Consider the following 23,419-nt stretch of genomic DNA (forward strand, 5'->3'; position numbering starts at 1 on the left):
TCCCCACAGGGCCAGTCAGGAACCCTGGCCGGCCCGGCCGGCGTGACGTAGCTCGCGTGTCGATGCAGGGCTGTATCCAATACAGTCCTGCATCGTGACCGACGTCGACCTGCAACGGCCCAAGCGCCGTCGCGAGGCGACCGTCGAGCGACTGCTGGACGCCGCCCTGGAGACCTTCGCCGAGCAGGGCTTCGCCGCGGCCAGCGTCGAGGACATCTGCAGTCGCGCCGGGCTCACCCGCGGCGCCTTCTACTCCAGCTTCAAGACCAAGGACGAGCTGTTCGAGGCGTTGATGACCCGCGAGGTCGAGCGGGACCTCGCGCGGGTCGCCGAGCTCCTCACCGGCCTCGCCGACGAGCCGGACCCCCTCGCCGCCGCGGTCGACCGGGTGCTGGGTGCCTTCCGCTGTGACCGCACCTGGGCCCTGGTGGTCACCGAGTACACGCTGCACGCCGCCCGGAACCCCGAGGCCGCCGAGGTGCTGCGCCGGCACGACGACCAGCTCGGCAGCCGGCTCGCCGAGCTCGTCGACCGGATGGCCGCCGAGGCAGGGCTGACCTTCACCCTGCCGGCCGCCGACCTCATCGGGGCGGCCACCGCCTTGCTCAGCGGGCTCACCGTCATGTCGCTCACCGCGCAGGGTGACCTCGAGCCCCTGCGCCGCACCGCCCTGCTCTCCCTCGTCCGCGGCGCGGTGTCGCGCCCCTCGACCACCCCCTGACCGGCTGAACCCAGGAGAACCGATGTCCACCCTGCTCTACCGGATCGGCCGCGCGGCCTATCGCCGTCGCGGGATCTTCTCCGTGGCCTGGCTCGCGGTCCTCGGCCTCGTCGTGACGCTCTTCCTCACCATCGGCGGGGAGTTCGACGACGAGTTCACCATCCCCGGCTCGGAGTCCCAGGCCGCGCTGGACCGGCTCGACGAGGTCTCCCCCGCAGCCGCCGGAGCCGGCGCGCAGTTGGTGTTCGTCGCCCCCGAGGGCGCCACGGTGGCCGACCCGCAGTACGCCGCCGCGATCGCGGAGACCGTGGCCGCAGCCGGGCAGGTCGACCAGGTCGCCGGGGTGCAGGACCCCTTCGCCACCCAGTCGATCAGCCCGGACGGGCGCGCAGCCCTCGCGCCGGTGCAGTACTCGGTGCAGGGTCCCGAACTCGGCGAGACCGCCCTGGAGGACCTGCAGGCTGCCACCACCGCGGCCACCGACGCAGGCCTGGAGGTCGAGGTCGGCGGGGCCGCCTTCAACACCGGGGCGGTCACCGTCGGCCCCCTGGAGCTCATCGGCGTCGTGGTCGCCGTCCTGGTCCTCGTGATCACCTTCGGCTCGCTGCTCGCCGCCGGCATGAACCTGCTGACCGCGCTGGTCGGCGTGGGCATCGGGCTCACCGGGCTGCTGGCGACGTCCGGGCTGATCACGCTCTCCTCGACCGCCCCCACGCTGGCGCTGATGATCGGCCTGGCGGTCGGCATCGACTACACGCTGTTCATCCTGTCCCGGCACCGCTCCCAGCTGGCCGCCGGCATGGAACCCGAGGAGTCCGCGGGGCGGGCCGCCGGCACGGCCGGGTCCGCCGTGGTCTTCGCCGGCCTGACCGTGATCATCGCGCTCTCCGGTCTCGCCGTCGTCGGCATCCCGTTCCTCACCGTGATGGGCCTGGGTGCCGCCGGGACCGTGCTGGTCGCCGTCCTGGTCGCGCTCACCCTGCTGCCCGCGCTGCTGGGCTTCGCCGGCTCCCGGCTGGTGCCCAAGCCGGGGTCCCGCGCCGACCGTCGCGAGCGCGCGCTCGCCGAGCACGACGGTGTACCGGCGCGCACCGGTGGCGCCCGCTGGGGCGCCTTCGTCACCCGCCGGCCGCTGCTCACCGTGCTGGTCACGGTCGTCGGCCTGCTGGTGATCGCGATCCCCGCGCTGCAGCTGCGCCTGGCCCTGCCCGACGCCAGCACGGCGCCCGAGGAGAGCACCACCCGCCAGGCCTACGACGCGGTCAGCGAGTTCTTCGGCCCCGGGGCCAACGGCCCGCTCATCGTCTTCCTCGACGGGCTGGACCCGGCGACCGCCCAGCAGGCGGCGGGCCAGGCCGCCGCCGCGATCGGTGGCACGCCGACCGGGCAGCCCGGGGAGTTCACCGGTGGGCTGGACGACGTCGCCTTCGCCGCCCCCCAGGTGCTGGCCGACGGCACCGCCGCGATCGTCCAGGTGGTGCCGGAGAGCGGTCCGCAGGACGAGGCGACGACCGCGCTCGTGGCCGGGCTGCGTGACCTCGGGGACGACCTGGCGGCCGACACCGGCGCCGACGTGACGGTGACCGGGCTGACCGCCGTCGCCATCGACGTCTCCGACCGGCTGGGCAACGCGCTGTTGCCGTTCACCCTGGTCGTCGTGGGCCTGGCGCTGGTCCTGCTGCTGCTGGTCTTCCGCTCGGTCCTGGTGCCGGTCAAGGCCGCGCTGGGCTTCCTGCTGTCGGTGGGCGCCTCGTTCGGCGCCGTCGTCGCGGTCTTCCAGTGGGGCTGGCTGATGGACGTCTTCGGCGTGCCGGCCACCGGACCGGTCATCAGCTTCATGCCGATCCTGCTGATGGCGGTCCTCTTCGGCCTGGCGATGGACTACGAGGTCTTCCTCGTGTCGCGGATGCGCGAGGAGTTCGTGCACGGGGCGGCCCCGCGGGTGGCGGTGGTCGCCGGCATGCGGCACGCCTCCCGGGTGGTGGTCGCGGCGGCGCTGATCATGTTCTCGGTCTTCGGCAGCTTCGTGACCATCGAGGACGTGACCGTCAAGGCGATCGCGTTCGGGCTGGCGGTCGGCGTCCTGGTGGACGCCTTCGTCGTCCGGATGACGCTGGTGCCCGCGGTGCTGGCGCTGCTGGGCCGCTCGGCCTGGTGGCTGCCGCGCTGGCTGGACCGGCTGCTGCCCGACCTGGACGTCGAGGGTGCCAAGCTCGGCCGGACCGTCGAGGCCGAGCGCACCCCGGAGCCGGTGGGCAGCTGAGCACACCCGGTCCCGGTTCCACGTGGAACCGGGACCGGGGAGCAGGATGGGGGTCGACGGCGAGGAGGCCTGGCGTGAACGAGTTCGACCTGGTGCTGCCGACGGCGGTCGACGTCCGTGAGGTCGGGATGCGGGACGGGCTCCAGCTGGAGGACCCGGTCCCCCTGGCCGCCAAGCTGGCCATGCTCGAGTCGCTGGTGGCCACCGGCGTCCGGCGGATCGAGGTGACCTCCTTCGTCTCGCCGAAGGCGGTGCCCGCCCTGGCCGACGCCGACCAGGTCGCCGCGGAGCTGCACCGCTTCGACGGCGTGCACTTCTCCGCCCTGGTGGCCAACCCGCGGGGCGCGGTCCGGGCGGTCGACGCGGGGATCGCGCACCTGGAGTACGTGGTCTCCGCCGCCGACTCGCACAGCCGCGCCAACGCCGGCCGCTCCACCGCCGAGGCCGTCGCCGCGGTGGGGCAGATCGCCGAGCTCGCCCACGGCGCCGGTGGCTCGCTGGAGGTCATCGTCGCCACGGCCTGGGACTGCCCGTTCGACGGGCGGACGCCGGTGGCCCGCACCGTCGACGTCACCCGGGCCGCGGTCACCGCCGGCGCCGACCAGCTGTGCCTGGGCGACACCATCGGCACGACCACCCCGGCGCGCGTGGTCCGGCTGCTGGACGAGGTCCGCCGGGCCTGCCCGGGTGTGCCGTTGGGCGTGCACTTCCACGACACCCGTGGCACCGGTCAGGCCAACGCCCTGGTGGCCCTGCAGGCCGGCGTCACCCAGCTCGACGCCTCCGTCGGCGGCCTGGGCGGGTGCCCGTTCGCGCCGGGCGCCAGCGGCAACATCGCCACCGAGGAGCTCGTCTACTGGCTGGCCGACGCCGACGTGGCGACCGGCATCGACCTGGACGCCGTCCTCGCCGCGGCCGCGGTCACCGAGCGGGCCGTCGGTCATCAGCTGCCCAGCTCCCTGTACCGGGCCGGTGGGCGCAACGCGCCCCGCGGCGCGGTGGTCAGCGGTGGGTGACCGGTCGCACGGTGCCCCACCGGGTCGCGCGTGATGGGATCGACGGTGTGAACCCAGGAGCGGACGTCCCCCCAGCAGTGGTCGACCCCTCGGTGATGCGGAACGTGCTCGGGCACTTCGTCTCCGGGGTGACCGTGGTGACGGCGATGGCCGCCGACGGCCCGGTGGGCTTCACCTGCCAGTCGTTCAGCTCACTGTCCCTGGACCCGCCGCTGGTCGCCTTCGCCCCGGCCCGCACGTCCCGCACCTGGCCGCTGCTGCGGGAGGCGGGCCGGTTCTGCGTCAACGTCCTGGCCGACGAGCAGAGCGGGCTGTCCCGGCAGTTCGCCCGCTCCGGCGCCGACAAGTACGCCGGCGTGCAGTGGGCGCCCAGCCCGCACGGCTCTCCCGTGCTCGCCGACGTCGTCGCCTGGATCGACAGCGAGCTGTGGGCCGAGTACGACGGCGGCGACCACATGATCGTCGTGGCGCGGGTGCTCGACCTCGGCGCCGACGCCTCCCGCACGCCGCTGCTGTTCCACCGCGGCGCCTACGGCCTCCAGCAGGCGCGGCTGGACCCCGAGGAGAGCTAGCTGTGTTGTGCCATGACGTTACTGGCACGCGCTAGCCGCATCTACCGTGCGGGATGGGGGTCCGGTGGTGGGAGTCCGGCGCGGTAGTGAATGTCCGCGAGAGCGTCTCGCGGGATGTCCCCGGGGGACACCCGCTGCAGATCCCGGGGAGCGAACACGTGGAGACCAGTGCCCACCTGTACAACCAACAGCCCGCCGTAGGGCAGAGTCTCCCTGACCACGCCGAAGGGCGGCTTGCCGTCCGCCTGGTCATCGCCGTGCGCGAGTATTCGCACGTAGTGCCCCTGCTTCAGGGTGCCTTCCTCGCTCCCGCCTGGCTCGACCATTCGCGCAGGCTAACGCTCGATCGGTACGCCACCTACTGGCGGCTCTGCGTCGTCGACAACGTCATGGAGCAGTACAGCTAGCCGAACCGCAGGGCGATGACCGCGACGTCGTCGCGGCGGTCCGGGTCGGTGCCGACGGCGTGCAGGCACAGCGCTGCCGGGTCGTCGTCGACCGGGGCGTCGCTGAGTCGCTGGACCAGTGCAGCGATCCCCTGGTCCATGTCCTGGCCGGGCCGCTCGATCAGCCCGTCGGTGTAGGCCACCAGCGTCGCCCCGGGCGGGATCTCCACCGCGCGGGACTGCCGCCGATGCGTCACGTCGACACCGATCAGCATCCCGGTGATCCCGTCGAGCATCTCGACCGTGCCGTCGACGTGGCGGAGCAGCAGCGGCGGGTGCCCGGCGTTGGCCAGCAGCAGGCGCCAGGGCTCCCCGTCGGTGCGGGGCCGCTCGACCCGGCCGTAGATCATCGTCGCCATCGGGGCCACGTGCAGGCCCTGCACCAGCCGGTCGACCCGGCCGAGGATCTCCCCCGGGTCGCCGTCACCGGCGTCCCAGGCGCAGGCCCGCAGCAGGCCGCGCAGGTGGCCCATCGCCGCGGCTGCCGCGACGTCGTGCCCGACGACGTCCCCGACGGCCAGGCCGACGCTGCCGTCGGGCAGGTGGAGCAGGTCGTAGAAGTCGCCACCGACGTCGGCGGAGCTCGAAGCACTGAGGTAGTGGGCCGCAGCCGTGACGCCGGGGATCGCCGGCAGCTGCGGCAGCAGCGAGCGCTGCAGCGTCTCGGCGACGGAGTGCTCCTGCTGGTACAGGCGGACGTTGTCCATCGCCATGGCGGCCCGACGGGAGAGGTCACGGGCCAGGTCGACGTCGTCGGTCCCGAACCGCCGGTCCTGGGTCTCGGCGACCAGGGTGAGCGCCCCGAGCGTGCGGCGGCGGGCGACCAGCGGCACGGTGAGCTGCGAGGAGGTGCCCAGCTCGGCCATCACCGCACGCAGCGCCGGGTCGGGGGCTGCTGCGAGCAGGATCTCGTCGGTGATCTCCGGGACCAGGACCGGCTCGCTCGACCGGAGCACCCGCCGGATGGGTGCGGCGTCGGGCAGGTCGGCGATGCGCAACGCGGCGAAGCGGCGCAGCTCCTCGGTCATCCCCCGCCGGTGGGCGGCCGAGGTGCCGGAGACCGAGCCGTGCTCGTCCACCAGGGTGAGGAACACCCAGTCGGCCAGCAGCGGGACGCAGAGGGAGGCCAGCCGATCGAGCAGGTCGTCCATGTCCAGGGTCGCGCTGAGCGTGCTGGTGGCCTCGGCCATCAGCGCCAGCCGGCTCTGTGCCTGCTCGGCCTCGACCCGGGCGGCGTCGGCGGCGGCGTGGGCCTCCTCGGCGTCCCGCCGGGCGGCCTGCTCGGCGGCGAACGCGGCCTGGCGGTCGTCCTCGACCCGGACCCGCTCGGTGACGTCGGTCTGCACGCCCACGAAGCTGACCAGCGTGCCCTCGCCGTCGAACACCGGCGTGATCGAGACCTGGTTCCAGAAGGCCGTGCCGTCCTTGCGGTAGTTGAGCAGCGTGGTGGTGACCGGCTGCTCGTCGCCCAGCGCCTGGCGGAGGTCGTCGATCGCCTTCCGCTCGGTCGCCGGGCCCTGCAGGAAGCGGCAGTTGCGGCCGACGCTCTCCTCGTAGCTGTAACCGCTGATCCGGCTGAACGAGGGGTTGACCCACACCAGCGGGTCGTCCTCCTGCCGCGGGTCGGTGATGGTGAAGGCGATGTCGGTGGCGACGACCGCGCGTTCCCGCAGCGTCTGCAGCTGCGTCTCGGGGTCCCTGCTGTCGCCGGGCTCGTCGAGCTCGAGGAAGACCACCAGCGACAGCCGTTGCTCGCTGTCGTCCCGGGAGAGCGGGAAACCGCTGACCCACAGCACCTGGTCGGGGTCGTCTCCGGCGTCGGCGGCGCGCTGGGCGTTGGAGCTGTCCCGGGGGCTGAGCCGGACGGCCTCGCCGGCGACCAACCGCCCGGCGGCGACGTCGGACAACGGGCCGGTGCTCTTCGCCAGCGGTGCACCGGAGAGGTCGGTGAGCCCCGCGGAGGCGCCCCAGGTGTCGATGGCGACCGGCAGGCGCACGTTGCCGGCGAGTTCGATGGCTGCGGCGTTGGCGTAGGTGACGGCGCCGTCGGTCTGGTCGATGACCAGGACGGCGACCGGGACGTCGGAGAGCACCCCGGGCAGCGCGGCCTGGGCGCTCCGCTGGCTGTCCGTCCCGGAGACCGCTGCCTCGGCGGCACCGACGACCGACGCCTGCTGGCGGGTCTGCTCGGGCTGGTCGGGGCTGCTCGGCAGGGCATCGGCCAGTGCAGCGGCGGCTTCGCGGGGGACCGGGACCGGTCGCCTGTCGGACGGCACTGCGCGATGTTACGAGAGGAGCTTCGGTTGCGCACCACAGAGCGCCGCTGGGCGGGAGGACGTCCCCCGCACGGGTCACCCGGTGCGGTCGGGCCCGTCGTCCTGGGCCTGGGCCTGGGCCTGGGCCTGGGCTTGGGCTTGGGGCTGGGCGACCCGGGACTGGTGGCGCAGCCACAGCAGCCCGAGCACCGGGAGCAGCAGGGGCACGTACCCGTAGCCCTGCCCGTAGCCGGACCAGACGGTGGCGTCCGGGAACGCCGCCGGGTCCAGCAGCGACAGCGTGCCCACCACGAGGACGCCGGCCAGTTCGATCGAGCAGGAGACCACGGCGGTGCGCCGGCCGCCGCGGCCGCCGCGGGCCAGCCCGATCGTGGCGATCACGTAGACCACCGCGGCGAGGGCCGACAGCAGGTAGGCCAGCGGCGCCTCGTCGAACTGGGTCGACAGCTGCACCGCCGCCCGGGCGCCCGCGGCGAGCGCGAACACCCCGTAGAGCGCCACCAGCACCCGCCCGGGGCCGCGGGTCGTCCCCGGGGCGGCGCTCGTCGCTTCCTGGGCCGGCCGGCCCAGCGCGCCGCCGCCGGTGGCCCGACCCTCGTCAGCCACCGGTGACCTCCCAGAGGTCCAGCAGCCGCCAGAGCATCACCGCGACGGCCAGCGCGGCGACCCCGAGCACCGTGCCTGCCCAGCGGGTGGGTTCCGAGCGGGCCCACAGCAGGCCGGCCACCGGCAACAGCACCACGCTGATCAGGTAGGCGAGGAAGGTCGGCAGGTCCTCGGGCCGGTCGCCGCCGGCGAGTGCGGACACCGCCACGCCGAGCTGCACCAGCAGCAGGAGCTCCAGCAGCACGGCCCCGGCCAGGTGGGCGGTGCCGATCCGGCGGCGCAGCACCGTGCTCAGCCCCCCGAGGGCGGCCAGCACGACGGCGACCACGGTCGCGGCGACGACGAGCGGTGTGCTCACCGGCGGCAGTCGGTCAGGGTGGGTGGCACGTGCCCATCCTGCCCGGCGGCCGGATCAGCGGTGCACGGTGGACATGTCCGGGTACCGGTCGCCGGCCGTGGCCCCGGCCGGTGCGGCCTCGTCGAGCGCCTGCAGGTCGTCGTCGGTGAGGACGACGTCGGCGGCGGCCGCGTTCTCCTCCAGGTAGCGGACCCGCTTGGTGCCGGGGATCGGCACGACCGCCGGGGCGCCGTCCCGGCCGGACCGGGCCATCACCCAGGCGAGGGCGAGCTGGGTGGCGGTGACGCCCTTGGCCGCGGCGAGCTCGCGGACCCGGTCGACGAGCTCCAGGTTCCGGGCGAACGCCTCGCCCTGGAAGCGGGGGTTGCGCCGGCGGAAGTCGTCGGGCTCGAGGTCGTCGACGCTGCGGATCTGCCCGGAGAGGAAGCCGCGGCCGATCGGCGAGTAGGCGACGAAGCCGATGCCCAGGTCCGCGCAGGTGGCCAGTACGCCGTCCTCCTCCGGGTCACGGGTCCACAGCGAGTACTCGGTCTGCAACGCCGTGATCGGGAGGACGGCGTGCGCCCGGCGGATGGTGTCGGGCGCGGCCTCGGAGATGCCGGCGTACCGGATCTTCCCCGCCTCCACCAGCTCGGCGAGCGCGCCCCAGGTCTCCTCGATCGGCACGGTCGTGTCGACCCGGTGCTGGTAGTAGAGGTCGATGACGTCGACGCCCAGCCGCTGCAGGGAGGCGTCGCAGGCCCGGTGCACGTACTCGGCGTGGCCGTTGATCCGGATGAAGGAACCGTCCTCGGCGCGCTCGTTGCCGAACTTGGTGGCCAGCACCACTTCGTCGCGGCGGCCGGCGATGGCCTGGCCGACGAGCCGTTCGTTCGTGAAGGGGCCGTACATGTCGGCCGTGTCGAGGAAGGTGACGCCGAGGTCGAGGGCCCGCCGGACGGTGCGCTCGGCCTCGGCCTGGTCGCCGGTGCCGTAGAACTCGCTCATCCCCATGCAGCCCAGGCCCTGGGCGGAGACGGTGAGGTCGCGGAGCATGCGTGTCTGCATGGCCCCCTCCTGCCCGTTGACCGGGGGCCGCAACCCGCGCGGTGGGCGACCGGGTCCCACTGGGTGGGAGATCTGGCCGGTTCGGTCACGAAAGGGTCACGGCGCCGTGACAGACGACGGTGCTGCTGATTGGTTAGGCGGGCCTAAGTGAGGGCAGCCTCTCCTCAACGTGTCCGACCCTGGAGTCACGCATGTCCCGTACGTCCCGGCCGCTGGCTGCGACCGCCCTGTCCCTGACCGCCGTGCTGGCCCTCGGCGCCTGCGGTGGCGGCGAGGAAGAGGCTGCGGCCTCGACCGAGTCGAGCGACGCTCCCGCCGAGGTCACCGTCGCCCACGCCCAGGGCGAGGCCACCGTGCCGGTCGACCCCGAGACGGTCGTCGTCTTCGACCTGGGTGTGCTCTCCACGCTCGACTCCCTCGGCGTCGAGGTGGACGGCGTCCCTGACGCCAGCTTCCCCGAGGCGCTGGCGGAGTACGGCGGCGACGAGTACGCCAAGGTCGGCTCGCTCTTCGAACCCGACTACGAGGCGGTCAACGCCCTCGAGCCCGACCTGATCATCGTCGGCGGCCGGTCTGCCGCGGTCTACCCGCAGCTCGCCGAGATCGCGCCGACGCTCGACCTGAGCGTCGACAACAACGACTTCATGGCCTCCTTCCGCGAGCGCACCATCGCGCTGGCCGAGGTGTTCGGCGCCGAGGACGACGTGACCGAGCGGCTCGACGCGATCGACGAGCGGGCGTCCGAGGTCTCCGAGGCGGCAGCGGGCGCCGGAGAGGGCCTGATCGTGCTCACCACCGGCGGCGAGGTCAGCGCCTACGGCCCCGGGTCCCGATTCGGTGGGCTGATCCACGACACCCTCGGGGTCACCCCGGCCGACGACGGCCTCAGCGACTCCACCCACGGTGACGCCGTCTCCTTCGAGTACATCGCCGAGACGGACCCGGACCTGCTGTACGTCATCGACCGGGACGCCACGATCGGTGAGTCCGGCGCGGCCGCTCAGGCGGTGCTGGACAACGAGCTGGTGCGCAGCACGACCGCCTGGTCCGACGACGCCGTCACCTACCTGGACGGCGCCGACTGGTACCTCGCCCCGAACGGGCTGCCGAACGTCGAGCGGATGGTCGAGGAGATCGCCGAGAGCGTCGGCGCCTGATCACCGCATGAGCGACACCCTCACCACCCGCGACGCCGCACCCTCCGACCAGGGGGTGCGGCGCCGCGGCGTGCAGCGCTGGCAGCTGGCTCTGGCCCTGCTCCTCGTCGCGGCCGGCGCGTTCGCCTCGCTGTTCATCGGGGTCACCGACCTCACCCCGCTGGACCTGCTGGATCCCGACGAGGCGCAGGCCCGCGTCTTCCTGGCCTCCCGGGTGCCACGACTGCTGGCGATCCTGCTGTCCGGGTCGGCGATGGCGGTGGCCGGGCTGGTGATGATGACGCTGACCCGCAACCGCTTCGTCTCCCCGCACACCGCCGGCACCACCGAGTGGGCCGGGCTGGGCATCGTCGTGGCCACCCTCTGGTTCGGCAGCAGCTCGCTGCTGGGCAAGATGGGCATCGCCGTGCTGTTCGCCCTGGTCGGCACCTGGGTCTTCCTCCGCCTGCTGCGGAGGATGGTCTTCACCGACATGATCGTCGTGCCGCTGGTCGGGATCATGCTGGGTGGCGTCGTCATCGCCGTCGCGATGTTCCTGGCCTACCGCTTCGACCTGCTGCAGACCATGGACGCCTGGACCAACGGTGACTTCTCCGGTGTGGTGTCCGGGCGCTACGAGCTGCTGTGGGCGGTCGCCGCGGCGACCGTCGTCGCCTACGTGTTCGCCGACCGGTTCGCCGTCGCCGGGATGGGGGAGAGCTTCGCGGTCAACCTCGGGATCGCCTACGACCGCGTGGTCCGCACCGGGCTGGTCATCGTCTCGGTGGTGACCGCGATCGTCGTGGTCACCGTCGGGTCGATCCCCTTCCTCGGCCTGGTCGTGCCCAACCTGGTCACCATGCTGATGGGCGACCACCTGCGTCGGGTGCTGCCGGCCACCGCGCTGGCCGGGGCGGCGTTCGTGCTGGTCTGCGACGTCATCGGCCGCACGCTGCGGTACCCCTACGAGATCCCGGTCGGCAGCGTGGTGGGCGTGGTCGGTGGGGCGCTGTTCGTCGCGCTGCTGCTCCGCGCCCGGGGCAGGGGGGCCTGATGGCCGCCCCCGTCCGCTCCTCCCCGCGCCGCGACGGCATCGCGACCGAGCACCAGCGTGCCGTGCGCCGCCGGCGGGTGCTGCTGCTCCTCGGCGCACTGGCGCTCGTCCTGGCCGGGCTGTTCCTGACCGTGGGCGTCGCCGGCTCGTGGGAGTTCGCCCTCCGGATGCGCAGCCGCCGGCTCGCCGCCATGGTCGTCGTGGGCATCGCCGTGGCCGTCGCGACCGTGCTGTTCCAGACGGTGACGAACAACCGCATCCTGACCCCGTCGATCATGGGGTTCGACTCGCTGTTCGTGCTCATCCAGACCGCCGGGGTCTTCTGGTTCGGGGCCGCGGTGATCAGCGGGGCCGACGTGCGGCTGCGCTTCGCCGTCGACCTGGTCCTGCTCGTCGGGTTCGGGGCGCTGCTCCACCGGCTGCTGTTCGGCCGCAGTCAGCGGGACCTCTATGTGCTGGTGCTCGTCGGCGTGGTGCTCGGCACCCTGTTCACCAGCCTGACGCTGCTGGTGTCCCGGCTGATCGACCCGAACGAGTTCATCACCCTGCAGGACCTGCTGTTCGCCAGCTTCAACGGCATCGACACCCAGCTCCTCACCCTGACCGCGGTCATCCTGGCGGCCGTGCTGCTCGGCGTGGTGCGGCTGCTGCCGCAGCTGGACGTCGTCGCCCTGGGCCAGGACACCGCGATCGGGCTCGGGGTCGAGCACCGCCGGGTGGTCAACCAGGCGCTGCTGGCGATGGCCGTGCTGGTCGGGGTGTCCACCGCGCTGGTCGGGCCGCTCACGTTCCTCGGGCTGCTGGTCGCCAACCTGGCCCGCCAGCTGCTGGGCACCCATCGGCACGCCTGGACGGTGCCCGGGGCCAGCCTGCTGGCGGTGATCGCGCTGATCGGCGGGCAGCTGGTGCTCGAGCAGGTCTTCGGCTTCAACTCCAGCCTGTCGATCGTCATCAACTTCGTGGGCGGCATCGTCTTCATCGCCCTGCTCACCCGGGAGCCCCGCCAATGAGAGGGCACGGCCTGTGATCCGCATCGAGAACGTGACCAAGTCCTACGGCGACACCCGGGTCGTCGACGACGTCAGCCTGGAGATCCCCGCCGGGGGGATCACCTCGGTCATCGGCGCCAACGGCGCCGGGAAGTCGACGCTGCTGTCGATCGTGGCCAGGTTGCTGGCGCCGGACACCGGCCGGGTCACCGTCGACGGGCTGGACGTGCGGACGACGCCGGGGCCGGAGCTCGCCCGCCGGCTGGCAGTGCTGCGCCAGGAGAACTCCATGTCGGTGCGGCTGACCGTGCGCGAGCTGGTCGCGTTCGGCCGGTTCCCGCACTGCGGTGGCCGGTTGACGCCGGAGGACCGCAGGCTGGTCGACGAGGCGATCGACTGGTTCGACCTGGAGCCGTTCGCCGACCGGCACCTGGACCAGCTCTCCGGCGGCCAACGGCAGCGGGCCTACGTGGCGATGGTGCTGTGCCAGGGCACCGACTACGTGCTCCTGGACGAGCCCCTGAACAACCTGGACATGAAGCACGCCGTCGGCATGATGCGGATGCTCCGCCGGATGGCCACCGAGCTGGGCAAGACGGTGGTCCTGGTGGTGCACGACATCAACTTCGCCTCCGCCTACTCCGACCGGATCGTGGCGATGCGCGACGGACACGTGGTCGCCGAGGGGCCGACGCCTGAGCTGATGGAGCCCGCAGTCCTCCGGAAGGTCTTCGACGTCGAGGTCGACGTGCACGAGATCGCCGGGCAGCGGGTCGGCGTCTTCTGGTCTTGACGCTCCCCGCCCCGGCGGAGCCGGCGCGGCCACCGACGGCCCCCCGGTTCCACGTGGAACCGACCGGAAACGTCGGTCGCCTACGGTGGACCGGTGACCAGCGCACCCCGGAGGTTGGCCGGCCACCGCACCCGTCGCGAGGTCGGCGCGGCGTTCAGCAGCCGTTCCTGGCAACGGCCCGCAGCGCACGAGCGCGCGGGCATGCAGGACGACGTCGTCCTGGACATGGGCTGGGGCCGGCTGGTGTTCGGCCAGACCTTCGACGACCTCTCCGGCGTGCTCGCCGCGCTGCGGGCCGAGGAGTCCGGGCGGCGGGACATCTGCGTCTACCCCTGGGACCCGCAGGTGCTGGTCGGGATGGCGCCGGACGAGCTCTTCATCGACCCGTCCTTCGTCTACCGGTTGCCGTTGCACCGCTACCGCCCGCGGGAGGAGGTCATCCGCGGGGTCTTCGTGCGCACGGTGACCTCCGCGGCCGAGATGGACCGGATCAACGAGCTCTACGCCCGCGCCGGCATGGTCACCGGCGACCCCGCCACCATGTGGCGCAACCACCGCACCCGCACCTTCACCTACCTGGTCGCCGAGGACACCCGCACCGGGCAGGTCATCGGCACGGTCACCGGCGTCGACCACGAGCTGGCGCTCGGCGACCCCGACCGCGGCGCCAGCCTGTGGTGCCTGGCCGTCGACGCGCAGGACGCCCCGGCGGGCGCCGGCGAGGCGCTGGTGCGGGTGCTGGCCGAGCGCTACGCGGCGCGGGGCCGGGCACACCTGGACCTCTCGGTCATGCACGACAACCGCGCGGCGATCGCGCTCTACCGCAAGCTGGGCTTCTCCCGGATCTCCGCGGTCTGCGTCAAGCGGAAGAACCCGATCAACACCCCGCTGTTCGCCGCTCCCCCGCCCGGCCTGAACGAGCTCAACCCCTACGCGCGGATCATCGCCGACGAGGCACTGCGCCGCGGGATCCGGGTGGAGGTCACCGATGCCGCCTTCGGTGAGCTGCGGCTGGCACTCGGCGGGCGCACGGTGCTGACCCGGGAGTCGCTGTCGGAGTTCACCTCCGCGGTGGCGATGAGCCGGTGCGACGACAAGCGGGTGACCCGCCGGATCATGGACCGGGCCGGGGTCCGGGTGCCCCGCGGCGCCGTGGTGGCCGACGGCGCGGACACACCCGCCCGGCAGCTGCTGGCCGACTGCGGCGCCGTGGTGGTCAAGCCCGCGCGCGGGGAGCAGGGCAAGGGCATCACCGTGGGCGTCCGCGACGAGCCGGCGCTGGAGCGGGCCCTCGCGCTCGCCGTGCAGTACTGCCCCGACGTCCTGGTCGAGGAGCTCGTCGCCGGGGACGACCTGCGGGTCGTGGTGATCGACCACCGGGTGGTCGCCGCTGCGCTCCGCCGGCCGGCCGAGGTGGTCGGCGACGGCCGGCAGGACGTCGCCGCGCTGGTCCGGGAGACCAGCCGCCGCCGGCAGCGGGCCACCGGCGGGGAGTCGAGCATCCCGCTGGACGACGCCACCACCGAGGTGGTCGCCGCCGCCGGGCACACCCTGGACGACGTCCTCCCCCGCGGCGAGCGGCTGCGGGTGCGGCGGACGGCGAACCTGCACACCGGCGGCACGATCGACGACGTCACCGACCGGCTGCACCCCGACATCGCGGCGGCGGCCGTGCGGGCCAGCCGGGCCATCGGCATCCCGGTGACCGGGCTGGACTTCATGGTCCCGGACGTCGCGGGCCCCGAGCACGTGTTCATCGAGGCCAACGAGCGGCCCGGGCTGGCCAACCACGAGCCCCAGCCGACCGTGGCCCGCTTCGTCGACCTGCTGTTCCCCGAGACGCACGGGGCGAGCCGCTGACCGGCTACGTCGCCGCCGCCCTCGGCGGGGCGCTCGGTGCGCTGGCCCGCTGGAGCGTGGCCGACGCGCTCCCCTCCCCCGCCGGGAGCTGGCCGTGGGCCACGCTGCTGGTCAACCTCACCGGGTGTGCGCTGATCGGCGGCCTGCTGGCGGTCCTGCTGGCGCGACGCCCGGACTCCCGGTGGCTGCGGCCGTTCCTGGCCACCGGGGTGCTCGGTGGGTACACGACGTTCTCCACCTTCGCGGTCGAGACCGTGCAGCTGGCCGAGGCCGGCGCCGTCGCCCTCGCCGTCGGCTACGTGCTGGTCTCGGTCGTCGGGGGCGTGCTGGCGGTGGTCGCCGGGCTGACCGCCGGCCGCGCGGTGGTGGGCCGGCCGTGACGGCGCTGTGGGTGGCGCTGGGGGCCCTGGCCGGTGCACCGCTGCGGCTCCTCGCCGACCGGGTGGCCACCGCCCGCCGGGGCCCGGGCAGCGTGCTGGGGACGCTGACGGTCAACGTGCTGGGCAGCGCCGTCCTCGGCGTGCTGCTGGGCCGGTCCGACGTCTCCCCCGCCGTCCTGGCGCTGGTGGGCACCGGTTTCTGCGGCACCCTCACCACCTTCTCCACCTTCGGCTGGGACGTCGTCCGGCTGGTGGAGGAGCGCGCCGTCCTGCGGTCGCTCGGCTACGTCGCCGCCTCCCTGCTGCTCGGGCTGGGCGCCGCGGCGGCCGGTTTCCTGCTCTCCCGCTGAACTGCGGTGAGCGCCCGAGGGGCCGTGTCGCCTAGGGTCAGCGCGGGATGAGTGGATCAACGCGCACCGGAGGAGACCAGGTGGAGGCCGACAGCCCGGTGGTGGTGGTGGCGAACCGCCTGCCCGTCGACCAGGTGACCGACCCCGACGGGACGACGCGCTACCAGCGCAGCCCCGGCGGCCTGGTCACCGCGCTGGAGCCCTTCGTCGCCGGTCGCGGCGGCGCCTGGGTCGGCTGGTCGGGCGCAGCGGGCGACGCCCCCGAGCCCTTCGAGTCCGGCGGCATGTCGCTGGTGCCGGTGCCGTTGTCGGAGGAGGAGGTGGACCGCTACTACGAGGGGTTCTCCAACGCCTCGCTGTGGCCGCTGTACCACGACGTCGTCGAGAAGCCGGAGTACCACCGCAAGTGGTGGGACGCCTACGTCCAGGTCAACAAGCGGTTCGCCGACCGGGCCGCCGAGGTGGCTGCCGAGGGCGCGATCGTCTGGGTGCACGACTACCAGCTGCAGCTGGTGCCGGCCATGCTGCGGCAGCAGCGCCCCGACCTGACCATCGGCTTCTTCCTGCACATCCCGTTCCCGCCCTACGAGCTGTTCACCCAGCTGCCGTGGCGCTCGGCGATCATCGAGGGGCTGCTCGGCGCCGACCTGATCGGCTTCCAGCAGCCGTCGGCGGCCAGCAACTTCGTCAACCTCGCCCGGCGGCTGCACGACCTGCAGTGCAAGGGCAACACCATCTCCTACGAGGGCCGCACGGTCACCGCCAAGGCGTTCCCGATCTCCATCGACGTGGCCGCCTTCGACGAGCTCGCCCGCACCCCGGAGGTGCTGGCCCGGGCCGCGGAGATCCGCGAGGAGCTGGGCCAGCCGGACAAGATCGTCCTCGGCGTCGACCGGCTCGACTACACCAAGGGCATCGGGGTGCGCCTGGAGGCGTTCGAGGAGCTGCTCGAGGACGGCGCCCTGGAGGCCCCGTCGACGGTCCTCGTGCAGGTGGCCACCCCCAGCCGCGAGCGGGTCGAGCACTACGTGACGATGCGCGAGACCATCGAGCAGCAGGTCGGGCACATCAACGGCGTCTACGGCTCGATGGCCGGGCCGGCCGTGCACTACTTCAACCAGTCGATGCCCCGCGAGGAGCTGGCCGCGATGTACCGCGCGGCCGACGTCATGCTGGTCACGCCCTACCGCGACGGGATGAACCTGGTCGCCAAGGAGTACGTCGCCGCCCGCGGTGACGACCGCGGCGTGCTGGTGCTGAGCGAGTTCGCCGGAGCCGCCGCCGAGCTCAAGCAGGCGCTGCTGGTCAACCCGCACGACATCACCGGGGTGAAGGCGCAGCTGCTGCGCGCGCTGCGGATGGAGCCGGCCGAGAGCGCGAAGCGGATGAAGGCGATGCGCCGGTACGTCACCAAGCACGACCTCGACCACTGGGCGAACTCGTTCTTCGAGTCCCTGCAGGCGCAGGCATGACGACCGCCCTCGACCAGGCGCTGGACGAGCTGGCCGGACGCCGTCCGCTGCTGCTGGCCAGCGACTACGACGGCGTGCTGGCCCGGCTGCGGGACGACCCGGCCGCGGCGGTGCCCGAGGCCGGTGTCGGCGAGCTGCTCGCCCGGCTGGCGGCCGTCGACGGGGTGACCGTCGCGCTGGTGAGCGGCCGCGGGGTGGCCGACCTGCAGGCGACCAGCGGGCTGACCGGGCCGTTCCGCTGGGTGGGCAGTCACGGCGCGGAGTTCGACGGGCCGCTCACCGGTGACCTCGCCGTCCGGCGTGACCAGCTCGCCGCGGCGCTCGCCCCGCTGGTCGAGGCCGTCCCCGGTGCCCGGCTGGAGCACAAGCCGGCCGGTGCCGCGGTGCACGTGCGCACCGTCGCCGACCGTGCGGCGGCCGACCGGCTGCTCGCCGACGTCGCCGCCGGCCCGGGAGCCGACCCTGCGCTCACCGCCAAGCCGGGCAAGGACGTGCTGGAGCTGGCGGTCACCGATGCCGACAAGGGGTCGGCCCTGCTCCGGCTGCGCGCGGAGCTGGGCGCCCAGGGGGCGCTGTACCTCGGCGACGACGTCACCGACGAGGACGGCTTCCGCGCCCTGGCGCCGGACGGCGTGACGGTCAAGGTCGGGGACGGCGACACCGCCGCGGTCCACCGGGTGCCCGACCTGGACGGTGTGCGCGCCGTCCTCGAGCGGTTGGCTGCGGCCCTGCGCGCCTGAACCGGTCGCCCCACCGGCCTCAGCAGGCCGTTCTCATCCCCTGCTCCCCCACTGTGACCGTCGGCCCTCCCGGGTCGGCGGTCACAGTCGTCTCCGGGGCTGCCGATTCGTCACATCACGCCGTGGTCTCGCGTCCTGACCAGGTCGGACGCTGATCCGCGGCCATTGTCGACATGGGCATGAAACACCATTTCAGACCCATGGAATGGCAATTAAGAAAAGGCGAGTGCTCGCCCGGAGTTCACCTTCAGGTGGTCCGGCGGGCGCCGATGAAGCCATCGCTGTGTGGGGCAGGCCCCACGGCGCACCAAGGGGAAGAGGCAGGCGTGGAAGGTCTGGACGACATCGTCGAGGAGTTCCTCGTGGAGAGCCACGAGAACCTCGACCAGCTGGACCAGGATCTGGTCGCCCTGGAGCAGGACCCCCGTTCACGGGACCGGCTCTCGAGCATCTTCCGGACCATCCACACGATCAAGGGCACCAGCGGCTTCCTGGCCTTCAACCGGCTGGAGGAGGTCGCGCACGTCGGGGAGAACCTGCTGTCCCGGCTGCGGGACGGCGCCCTGGAGCTGACCCCCAGGCGCACCGACGCACTGCTGCAGATGGTCGACACCATCCGCGCCCTGCTCGCCGCCATCGAGGCCTCCGGCGGTGAGGGCTCCGTCGTGGTCGCCGACACCGTCGCCACGCTCAGCGCCGTCCTCGAGGACACCCCCGCGGCCGCTGCGCCCGAGCCGCAGGCCGCGCCCGAGTCGGAGGCCACACCGGCCGCCGAGCCCGCCCCCGCCGAGCCCGCCCCCGCCAAGCGCGTGGCGGCCAAGAAGGCGCCGGCCAAGAAGGCCGCACCGAAGACCCCGCGCGCCGCCAAGGCCCCCGCGCCGGTCGTCCCCAAGCCGGCCCCGGTGCCGGCCGCCGAGATGCTCCCGGTCGCACCGCCCGCGCCGGCTCCGGCCGTCGACGTCCCGAAGGAGGTCCCCATGGAGGTCCCGGTGGCCCAAGCCCCCGCCGAAGCCCCCGCCTTCCCCCCGGCCGCGGCCGAGCTCGCGCCGGAGCCCGGTGAGGAGCGCGCCGGTGCCCAGCCCGGCCGCCGGGCCGTGGCCGACAGCACCATCCGGGTCGACGTCGACCTGCTCGACGCCCTGATGCTGCTCGTCGGCGAGCTGGTGCTGACCCGCAACCAGATCGTCCAGTACGTCGGCCGGCAGACCGACCAGGACCTGGTCCGGGCCTCCCAGCGGCTGAACCTGATCGCCAGTGAGCTGCAGGAGGGCGTCATGAAGACGCGCATGCAGCCGATCGACCACATCTGGAGCAAGCTCCCCCGCGTCGTCCGTGACCTCGGGCTGCAGTGCGGCAAGTCGGTCCGCCTGGAGATGGAGGGCCGGGAGACCGAGCTGGACAAGACCCTGCTCGAGGCGGTCAAGGACCCGCTGACCCACCTGGTCCGCAACTCCGTCGACCACGGCGTCGAGCCGGTCGCGGCCCGCACGGCCGCCGGCAAGCCGGCCGAGGGCGTCCTGACCCTGCGGGCCCGGCACGAGAGCGGCCAGGTCGTGGTCGAGGTCGCCGACGACGGCGCCGGGATCGACCCGGTCAAGATCGGCGCCAAGGCCGTCGAGCGCGGGCTGCTCACCCCGGACGCGCTGTCCCGGATGAGCCCGGCCGACATCCTGCAGCTGGTCTTCCTGCCCGGCTTCTCCACCGCCGCTGCGGTCACGAACGTCTCCGGCCGCGGGGTCGGGATGGACGTGGTCAAGACCAACATCGAGTCCATCGGCGGCACCATCGAGGTCGAGTCGGTGCCCGGGCGCGGCACCTGCACCCGGCTCCGCATCCCGCTGACCCTGGCGATCGTCCCGGCGCTGACCATCGAGTGCGCCGGCGACCGTTACGCCATCCCGCAGATCAGCCTGCAGGAGCTCGTCGCCCTGGACGCCGAGAAGGCCGCGGCAGCCGTCGAGGAGGTCGGTGGGGCGTCGGTCTACCGGCTCCGTGGCGAGCTGCTGCCGCTGGTGCACCTGGCCGACGTCCTGGGCCTGCCCTCCGACCGGCACGACGGCCACGTGGTCATCGCGGTGCTCCGCTCGGAAGGGCGCCGCTTCGGGCTGGTCGTCGACCGGGTCATCAACACCGAGGAGATCGTCGTCAAGGCGGTCGGTGGCCAGATGAAGGCCATCGGGCTGTACTCCGGGGCCACCGTGCTCGGGGACGGCGCAGTCGCGCTCATCCTCGACGTCCAGGCGCTCGCCCGCCGGGCGCTGCGCGCCGAGACCGCGGAGCGCCAGGAGGCCCGGGTGGCCGCCAGCGTCAGCGTCGCCGTCCAGGAGCGGCAGCGGATGCTCCTCGCGGCCATCGGCGGCGGCCGGCGGGTCGCCATCCCGCTGGACACGGTCACCCGGCTGGAGCAGGTGCGCAGCGAGACCGTCGAGCGCGTGGGCTCCCGCGAGGTGGTCCAGTACCGCGGCGCGATCCTGCCGATCGTCCGGCTCGACCGGCACCTGGGCGCGTTCGGCGACACCGAGCGGGAGACGCTGGAGGTCATCGTCTACGCCGACCACGGGCGGAGCGTGGCGATCGTGGTCGAGGAGATCCTCGACATCGTCGACGGCGAGGCCTCGGTGCACAGCGACATCGACGACCTCGGCCTGCTCGGTTCGGCCGTCATCGGCGACCGCGTCACCGAGCTGCTCGACGTCCGGGCGGCCATCCTCGCCGCCGACCCGGCGTTCTACACCACGGCCCCGGCCGCCTTCCCCTCCCCCGATGCGTTCGACTTCGACGACGCCGGGTCCACCGCTCCCCTGATGGAGGTCTGACATGAGCACCGCGACCGAAGCCTGGACCGTGCCGGCGACCAGTCAGCTCGCCACCTTCTGGCTGGACGGCGACCTCTACGGCGTCGAGGTCGAGCACGTCCAGGAGGTGCTGCGCAGCCAGAGCATCACCCGGGTGCCGCTGGCACCGCCGGCCGTCGCCGGCCTGATCAACCTGCGCGGCCAGGTCGTCACCGCGATCGAGCTGCGGGAGCGGCTCGGCCGGCCGGCCCGCCCGGAGGGTGAGCAGCCCGTCGTGATCGTCGTCCGGCTGCACGGCGAGGCGGTCAGCCTGCTGGTCGACAGCATCGCCGACGTCGTGGACGTCGACGTCCGCGACTTCGAGGCCCCGCCGGACACGCTCGACGGTGCGGCCCGCGAGCTGATCCGGGGCGCCTACAAGCTCTCCGGCCAGCTGCTCCTCGCCCTCGACGTGAACCGCGCCGTCGGCACCTGATCCCCTCCCCGCTGCTCCCCTCCGCTCCGCAGGTCTGCGAGGGGAGCAGCGGGGACCGATCGCTCTGAACCGCCATCCCCACCCCGATCCGCTCCCCTACCTGGAGACAGTCCATGAGCACCACAGCTCTTCCCCCTCGGCGGCTCGGGTGGTTCGCCGACCGACCGATCGGCGTCAAGATCGGGGCGGTCGTCGCCCTGCTCGCCCTCGTCGTCCTCGGCACGAACGCGCTGGCGATCGGCCGGATCAACGACATGCGCGACGGTCAGGAGGCGATCTACACCGAGAACCTCAAGCCGCTGAACGAGCTGGCGGCCATCCAGCGGGCCGTGGCGGCCTACCGCTCCCGCGTCCTGCAGTACCCCGTCTACTCCGCCGCGGACCGCCCGAAGATCCTCCAGCAGGCACAGGAGAAGCTGGCCGACCTGCGCGCCGCCTCGGACGCGTACGCCCCCCACGCCGTGAACCAGGCAGCTCTCGACACCTTCGAGGCGTCCTTCGGTCAGTTCGTCCAGCTCAACGAGACCCAGCTGGTGCCGGCCGCCGACGCCGGTGACCTGGCGACCTTCGGCCTGGTGTACCAGAACACCGCCGCTCAGATCGTCATCGACTTCTCCCAGGCGATGGAGGACGAGGGCGTGGCGCAGTCGGAGGTGGCCGCCGACCGCAACGCCGAAGCCGCCGCCGCCGCGGATCGGGCGATCACGAACCTGCTCGTGACGGCGCTGGTCGGCATCCTGGTCGCCGGCGGCTTGGCCTTCCTGGTCGTCCGCCGCATCCTCGCCACGGTCGGCTCGGTGCAGCGCTCGGTGCAGGCGATGGCCGACGGTGACCTGACCGTGCTGCCCGAGGCGCGCGACCGGGACGAGATCGGCCAGATGGCCGAGTCGCTCGCCGCCGCGCAGGTCAACCTCCGCTCGGTGATGGCCTCCGTCGTCGCCTCGTCCGACGCAGTGGCTGCCGCCTCGGAGGAGCTGTCGGCGTCCTCGGCGCAGATCTCCGCCTCGGCGGAAGAGACCTCCGCGCAGTCCGGCGTCGTATCCGCCGCGGCGGACGAGGTCAGCCGCAACGTCGCCACCGTCGCGGCCGGTGCCGAGCAGATGGGTGCCTCGATCCGGGAGATCAGCCAGAACGCGAACGAGGCGGCCCGGGTGGCGGCTCAGGCGGTGGCCGAGGCGGAGACGACGAACGCGACGGTGATGAAGCTGGGTGACTCCTCGCGGGAGATCGGCAACGTGATCAAGGTGATCACCTCGATCGCGGAGCAGACGAACCTGCTGGCGCTCAACGCCACGATCGAAGCGGCGCGGGCCGGTGAGGCGGGCAAGGGCTTCGCGGTGGTGGCCAACGAGGTGAAGGAGCTGGCGCAGGAGACGGCGCGGGCGACGGAGGACATCGCGCGGCGGGTGGAGGCCATCCAGGGCGACACGACGGGTGCGGTGTCGGCGATCGGTCGGATCTCGGAGATCATCGGCTCGATCAACGACTTCCAGCTGACCATCGCCAGCGCGGTGGAGGAGCAGACCGCGACCACCAACGAGATGTCCCGGTCGGTGCAGGAGGCCGCCGGCGGCTCCACGGAGATCGCCACGAACATCACCGGTGTCTCCACGGCAGCGTCGTCCACCACCCAGGCACTGGGCCAGACCCGGCAGGCCGTGGACGAGCTCTCCCGGATGGCCAGCGACCTGCGCACCACGGTGGCCCGCTTCTCCTACTGACGCCTCTCCCGAGAGGCCGGAACCGCACGACTTCCGCGGCCGCTGTCTCGCCCCCTTCCCCGGGCGAGGCGGCGGCCGCGGTGCTGTTCCCCCTCTCACTCCCGAGTCGACAAAGAGCCGACCGAGAGCGTTCGTCGACCATTCTCGGCGCCGTTCAACGACACGTGCGTCACAGCGGTACCAACCATTACCGGATCCACCACCATTGCTCGTGCAGCACCCTCCGGAGAAGCCAGGACGACGACGTGCGGGCTGATCCGAGAATGCGGTCCACCGCCGACCCGGAGAAATCAGCGCACCCTTGCCGGGCCGGTGCAATCGTTCTCATCCGCGCTCCACCGCCGTTCCT

21 protein-coding genes are annotated in these 23,419 nt (G+C 73.0%); 17 read left to right on the forward strand and 4 right to left on the reverse strand.

Annotated elements, in window-relative coordinates; genetic code table 11:
* The first annotated feature begins 94 nt into the window (after window positions 1-94).
* From O2V63_RS14145 to O2V63_RS14165, 5 genes are all read left to right on the forward strand, one after another.
* Complete coding sequence (locus tag O2V63_RS14145; RefSeq protein WP_269168201.1) at window positions 95-721, forward strand: TetR/AcrR family transcriptional regulator; 627 nt, start codon at window positions 95-97, stop codon at window positions 719-721.
* A 22-nt stretch (window positions 722-743) separates the two neighbouring features.
* Entirely contained in the window at window positions 744-2,984 is a 2,241-nt protein-coding gene (locus O2V63_RS14150; RefSeq protein WP_269168202.1) for an MMPL family transporter, read from the forward strand.
* Window positions 2,985-3,058: 74 nt separating this feature from the next.
* The gene (locus O2V63_RS14155; RefSeq protein ID WP_269168203.1) at window positions 3,059-4,000 is read left to right on the forward strand and encodes a hydroxymethylglutaryl-CoA lyase; all 942 of its coding nucleotides are present in this window, start codon (window positions 3,059-3,061) and stop codon (window positions 3,998-4,000) included.
* A 47-nt stretch (window positions 4,001-4,047) separates the two neighbouring features.
* Entirely contained in the window at window positions 4,048-4,572 is a 525-nt protein-coding gene (locus tag O2V63_RS14160) for a flavin reductase family protein (RefSeq protein ID WP_269168204.1), read from the forward strand.
* Window positions 4,573-4,730: 158 nt separating this feature from the next.
* Window positions 4,731-4,979 (forward strand): hypothetical protein, encoded by a 249-nt coding sequence (locus O2V63_RS14165; RefSeq protein WP_269168205.1) that lies wholly within the window; start codon window positions 4,731-4,733, stop codon window positions 4,977-4,979.
* Here O2V63_RS14165 and O2V63_RS14170 read toward each other — a convergent pair.
* The 4 genes from O2V63_RS14170 to O2V63_RS14185 form a co-directional block, all read right to left on the reverse strand.
* Window positions 4,976-7,294: a SpoIIE family protein phosphatase gene (locus O2V63_RS14170; RefSeq protein WP_269168206.1), complete on the reverse strand. Its 2,319-nt coding sequence runs from the start codon at window positions 7,292-7,294 to the stop codon at window positions 4,976-4,978. The genes O2V63_RS14165 and O2V63_RS14170 overlap by 4 nt on opposite strands.
* A gap of 75 nt (window positions 7,295-7,369) precedes the next feature.
* The gene (locus O2V63_RS14175) at window positions 7,370-7,900 is read right to left on the reverse strand and encodes a hypothetical protein (RefSeq protein ID WP_269168207.1); all 531 of its coding nucleotides are present in this window, start codon (window positions 7,898-7,900) and stop codon (window positions 7,370-7,372) included.
* Window positions 7,893-8,258, reverse strand: coding sequence for a hypothetical protein (locus tag O2V63_RS14180; protein ID WP_269168208.1), 366 nt, complete (start codon window positions 8,256-8,258; stop codon window positions 7,893-7,895). The genes O2V63_RS14175 and O2V63_RS14180 overlap by 8 nt, the downstream gene beginning before the upstream one ends.
* A gap of 54 nt (window positions 8,259-8,312) precedes the next feature.
* Window positions 8,313-9,305 (reverse strand): aldo/keto reductase, encoded by a 993-nt coding sequence (locus O2V63_RS14185; protein WP_269168209.1) that lies wholly within the window; start codon window positions 9,303-9,305, stop codon window positions 8,313-8,315.
* A 191-nt stretch (window positions 9,306-9,496) separates the two neighbouring features.
* On the opposite strand from O2V63_RS14185, the gene O2V63_RS14190 reads away from it, so the two are divergent.
* The 12 genes from O2V63_RS14190 (at window position 9,497) to O2V63_RS14245 (ending at window position 23,070) form a co-directional block, all read left to right on the forward strand.
* Window positions 9,497-10,462 (forward strand): siderophore ABC transporter substrate-binding protein, encoded by a 966-nt coding sequence (locus O2V63_RS14190; RefSeq protein WP_269168210.1) that lies wholly within the window; start codon window positions 9,497-9,499, stop codon window positions 10,460-10,462.
* A 7-nt stretch (window positions 10,463-10,469) separates the two neighbouring features.
* The gene (locus O2V63_RS14195) at window positions 10,470-11,495 is read left to right on the forward strand and encodes an ABC transporter permease (RefSeq protein ID WP_269168211.1); all 1,026 of its coding nucleotides are present in this window, start codon (window positions 10,470-10,472) and stop codon (window positions 11,493-11,495) included.
* On the forward strand, window positions 11,495-12,505 hold the full coding sequence (locus O2V63_RS14200; protein WP_269168212.1) for an iron chelate uptake ABC transporter family permease subunit: 1,011 nt from the start codon (window positions 11,495-11,497) through the stop codon (window positions 12,503-12,505). Before O2V63_RS14195 ends, O2V63_RS14200 begins: the two co-directional genes overlap by 1 nt.
* Window positions 12,506-12,518: 13 nt before the next feature.
* Window positions 12,519-13,277, forward strand: a complete 759-nt coding sequence (locus O2V63_RS14205; RefSeq protein ID WP_269168213.1) for an iron ABC transporter ATP-binding protein — start codon at window positions 12,519-12,521, stop codon at window positions 13,275-13,277.
* Window positions 13,278-13,370: 93 nt separating this feature from the next.
* Complete coding sequence (gene ngg / locus O2V63_RS14210; protein WP_269168214.1) at window positions 13,371-15,137, forward strand: N-acetylglutaminylglutamine synthetase; 1,767 nt, start codon at window positions 13,371-13,373, stop codon at window positions 15,135-15,137.
* Window positions 15,134-15,517, forward strand: a complete 384-nt coding sequence (gene crcB / locus O2V63_RS14215; RefSeq protein WP_269168656.1) for a fluoride efflux transporter CrcB — start codon at window positions 15,134-15,136, stop codon at window positions 15,515-15,517. Before ngg ends, crcB begins: the two co-directional genes overlap by 4 nt.
* A complete protein-coding gene (locus O2V63_RS14220; RefSeq protein WP_269168215.1) occupies window positions 15,514-15,867 on the forward strand; it encodes a fluoride efflux transporter FluC in 354 nt (117 codons plus the stop codon). Before crcB ends, O2V63_RS14220 begins: the two co-directional genes overlap by 4 nt.
* A gap of 80 nt (window positions 15,868-15,947) precedes the next feature.
* Window positions 15,948-17,339 (forward strand): alpha,alpha-trehalose-phosphate synthase (UDP-forming), encoded by a 1,392-nt coding sequence (locus tag O2V63_RS14225; RefSeq protein ID WP_269168216.1) that lies wholly within the window; start codon window positions 15,948-15,950, stop codon window positions 17,337-17,339.
* The gene (gene otsB, locus O2V63_RS14230) at window positions 17,336-18,079 is read left to right on the forward strand and encodes a trehalose-phosphatase (RefSeq protein ID WP_269168217.1); all 744 of its coding nucleotides are present in this window, start codon (window positions 17,336-17,338) and stop codon (window positions 18,077-18,079) included. The genes O2V63_RS14225 and otsB overlap by 4 nt, the downstream gene beginning before the upstream one ends.
* Window positions 18,080-18,405: 326 nt before the next feature.
* Window positions 18,406-20,895 (forward strand): chemotaxis protein CheA, encoded by a 2,490-nt coding sequence (locus O2V63_RS14235; protein WP_269168218.1) that lies wholly within the window; start codon window positions 18,406-18,408, stop codon window positions 20,893-20,895.
* A 1-nt stretch (window position 20,896) separates the two neighbouring features.
* The gene (locus O2V63_RS14240; protein WP_052090872.1) at window positions 20,897-21,349 is read left to right on the forward strand and encodes a chemotaxis protein CheW; all 453 of its coding nucleotides are present in this window, start codon (window positions 20,897-20,899) and stop codon (window positions 21,347-21,349) included.
* 113 nt (window positions 21,350-21,462) lie between these two features.
* The gene (locus tag O2V63_RS14245; protein WP_269168219.1) at window positions 21,463-23,070 is read left to right on the forward strand and encodes a methyl-accepting chemotaxis protein; all 1,608 of its coding nucleotides are present in this window, start codon (window positions 21,463-21,465) and stop codon (window positions 23,068-23,070) included.
* Window positions 23,071-23,419: the final 349 nt, after the last annotated feature.

Origin of the sequence: Modestobacter sp. VKM Ac-2977 (assembly GCF_026968045.1) — a bacterium.
GTDB lineage: Bacteria > Actinomycetota > Actinomycetes > Mycobacteriales > Geodermatophilaceae > Modestobacter.

What these genes read in the sequence shown, in the direction of transcription:
- O2V63_RS14150 (WP_269168202.1), top strand. Translation starts at nt 744, where the DNA reads ATGTCCACCCTGCTCTACCGGATCGGCCGCGCGGCCTATCGCCGTCGC.
- O2V63_RS14185 (WP_269168209.1), bottom strand. Translation starts at nt 9,305, where the DNA reads ATGCAGACACGCATGCTCCGCGACCTCACCGTCTCCGCCCAGGGCCTG.
- O2V63_RS14190 (WP_269168210.1), top strand. Translation starts at nt 9,497, where the DNA reads ATGTCCCGTACGTCCCGGCCGCTGGCTGCGACCGCCCTGTCCCTGACC.
- O2V63_RS14195 (WP_269168211.1), top strand. Translation starts at nt 10,470, where the DNA reads ATGAGCGACACCCTCACCACCCGCGACGCCGCACCCTCCGACCAGGGG.
- O2V63_RS14200 (WP_269168212.1), top strand. Translation starts at nt 11,495, where the DNA reads ATGGCCGCCCCCGTCCGCTCCTCCCCGCGCCGCGACGGCATCGCGACC.
- otsB (WP_269168217.1), top strand. Translation starts at nt 17,336, where the DNA reads ATGACGACCGCCCTCGACCAGGCGCTGGACGAGCTGGCCGGACGCCGT.
- O2V63_RS14240 (WP_052090872.1), top strand. Translation starts at nt 20,897, where the DNA reads ATGAGCACCGCGACCGAAGCCTGGACCGTGCCGGCGACCAGTCAGCTC.
- O2V63_RS14245 (WP_269168219.1), top strand. Translation starts at nt 21,463, where the DNA reads ATGAGCACCACAGCTCTTCCCCCTCGGCGGCTCGGGTGGTTCGCCGAC.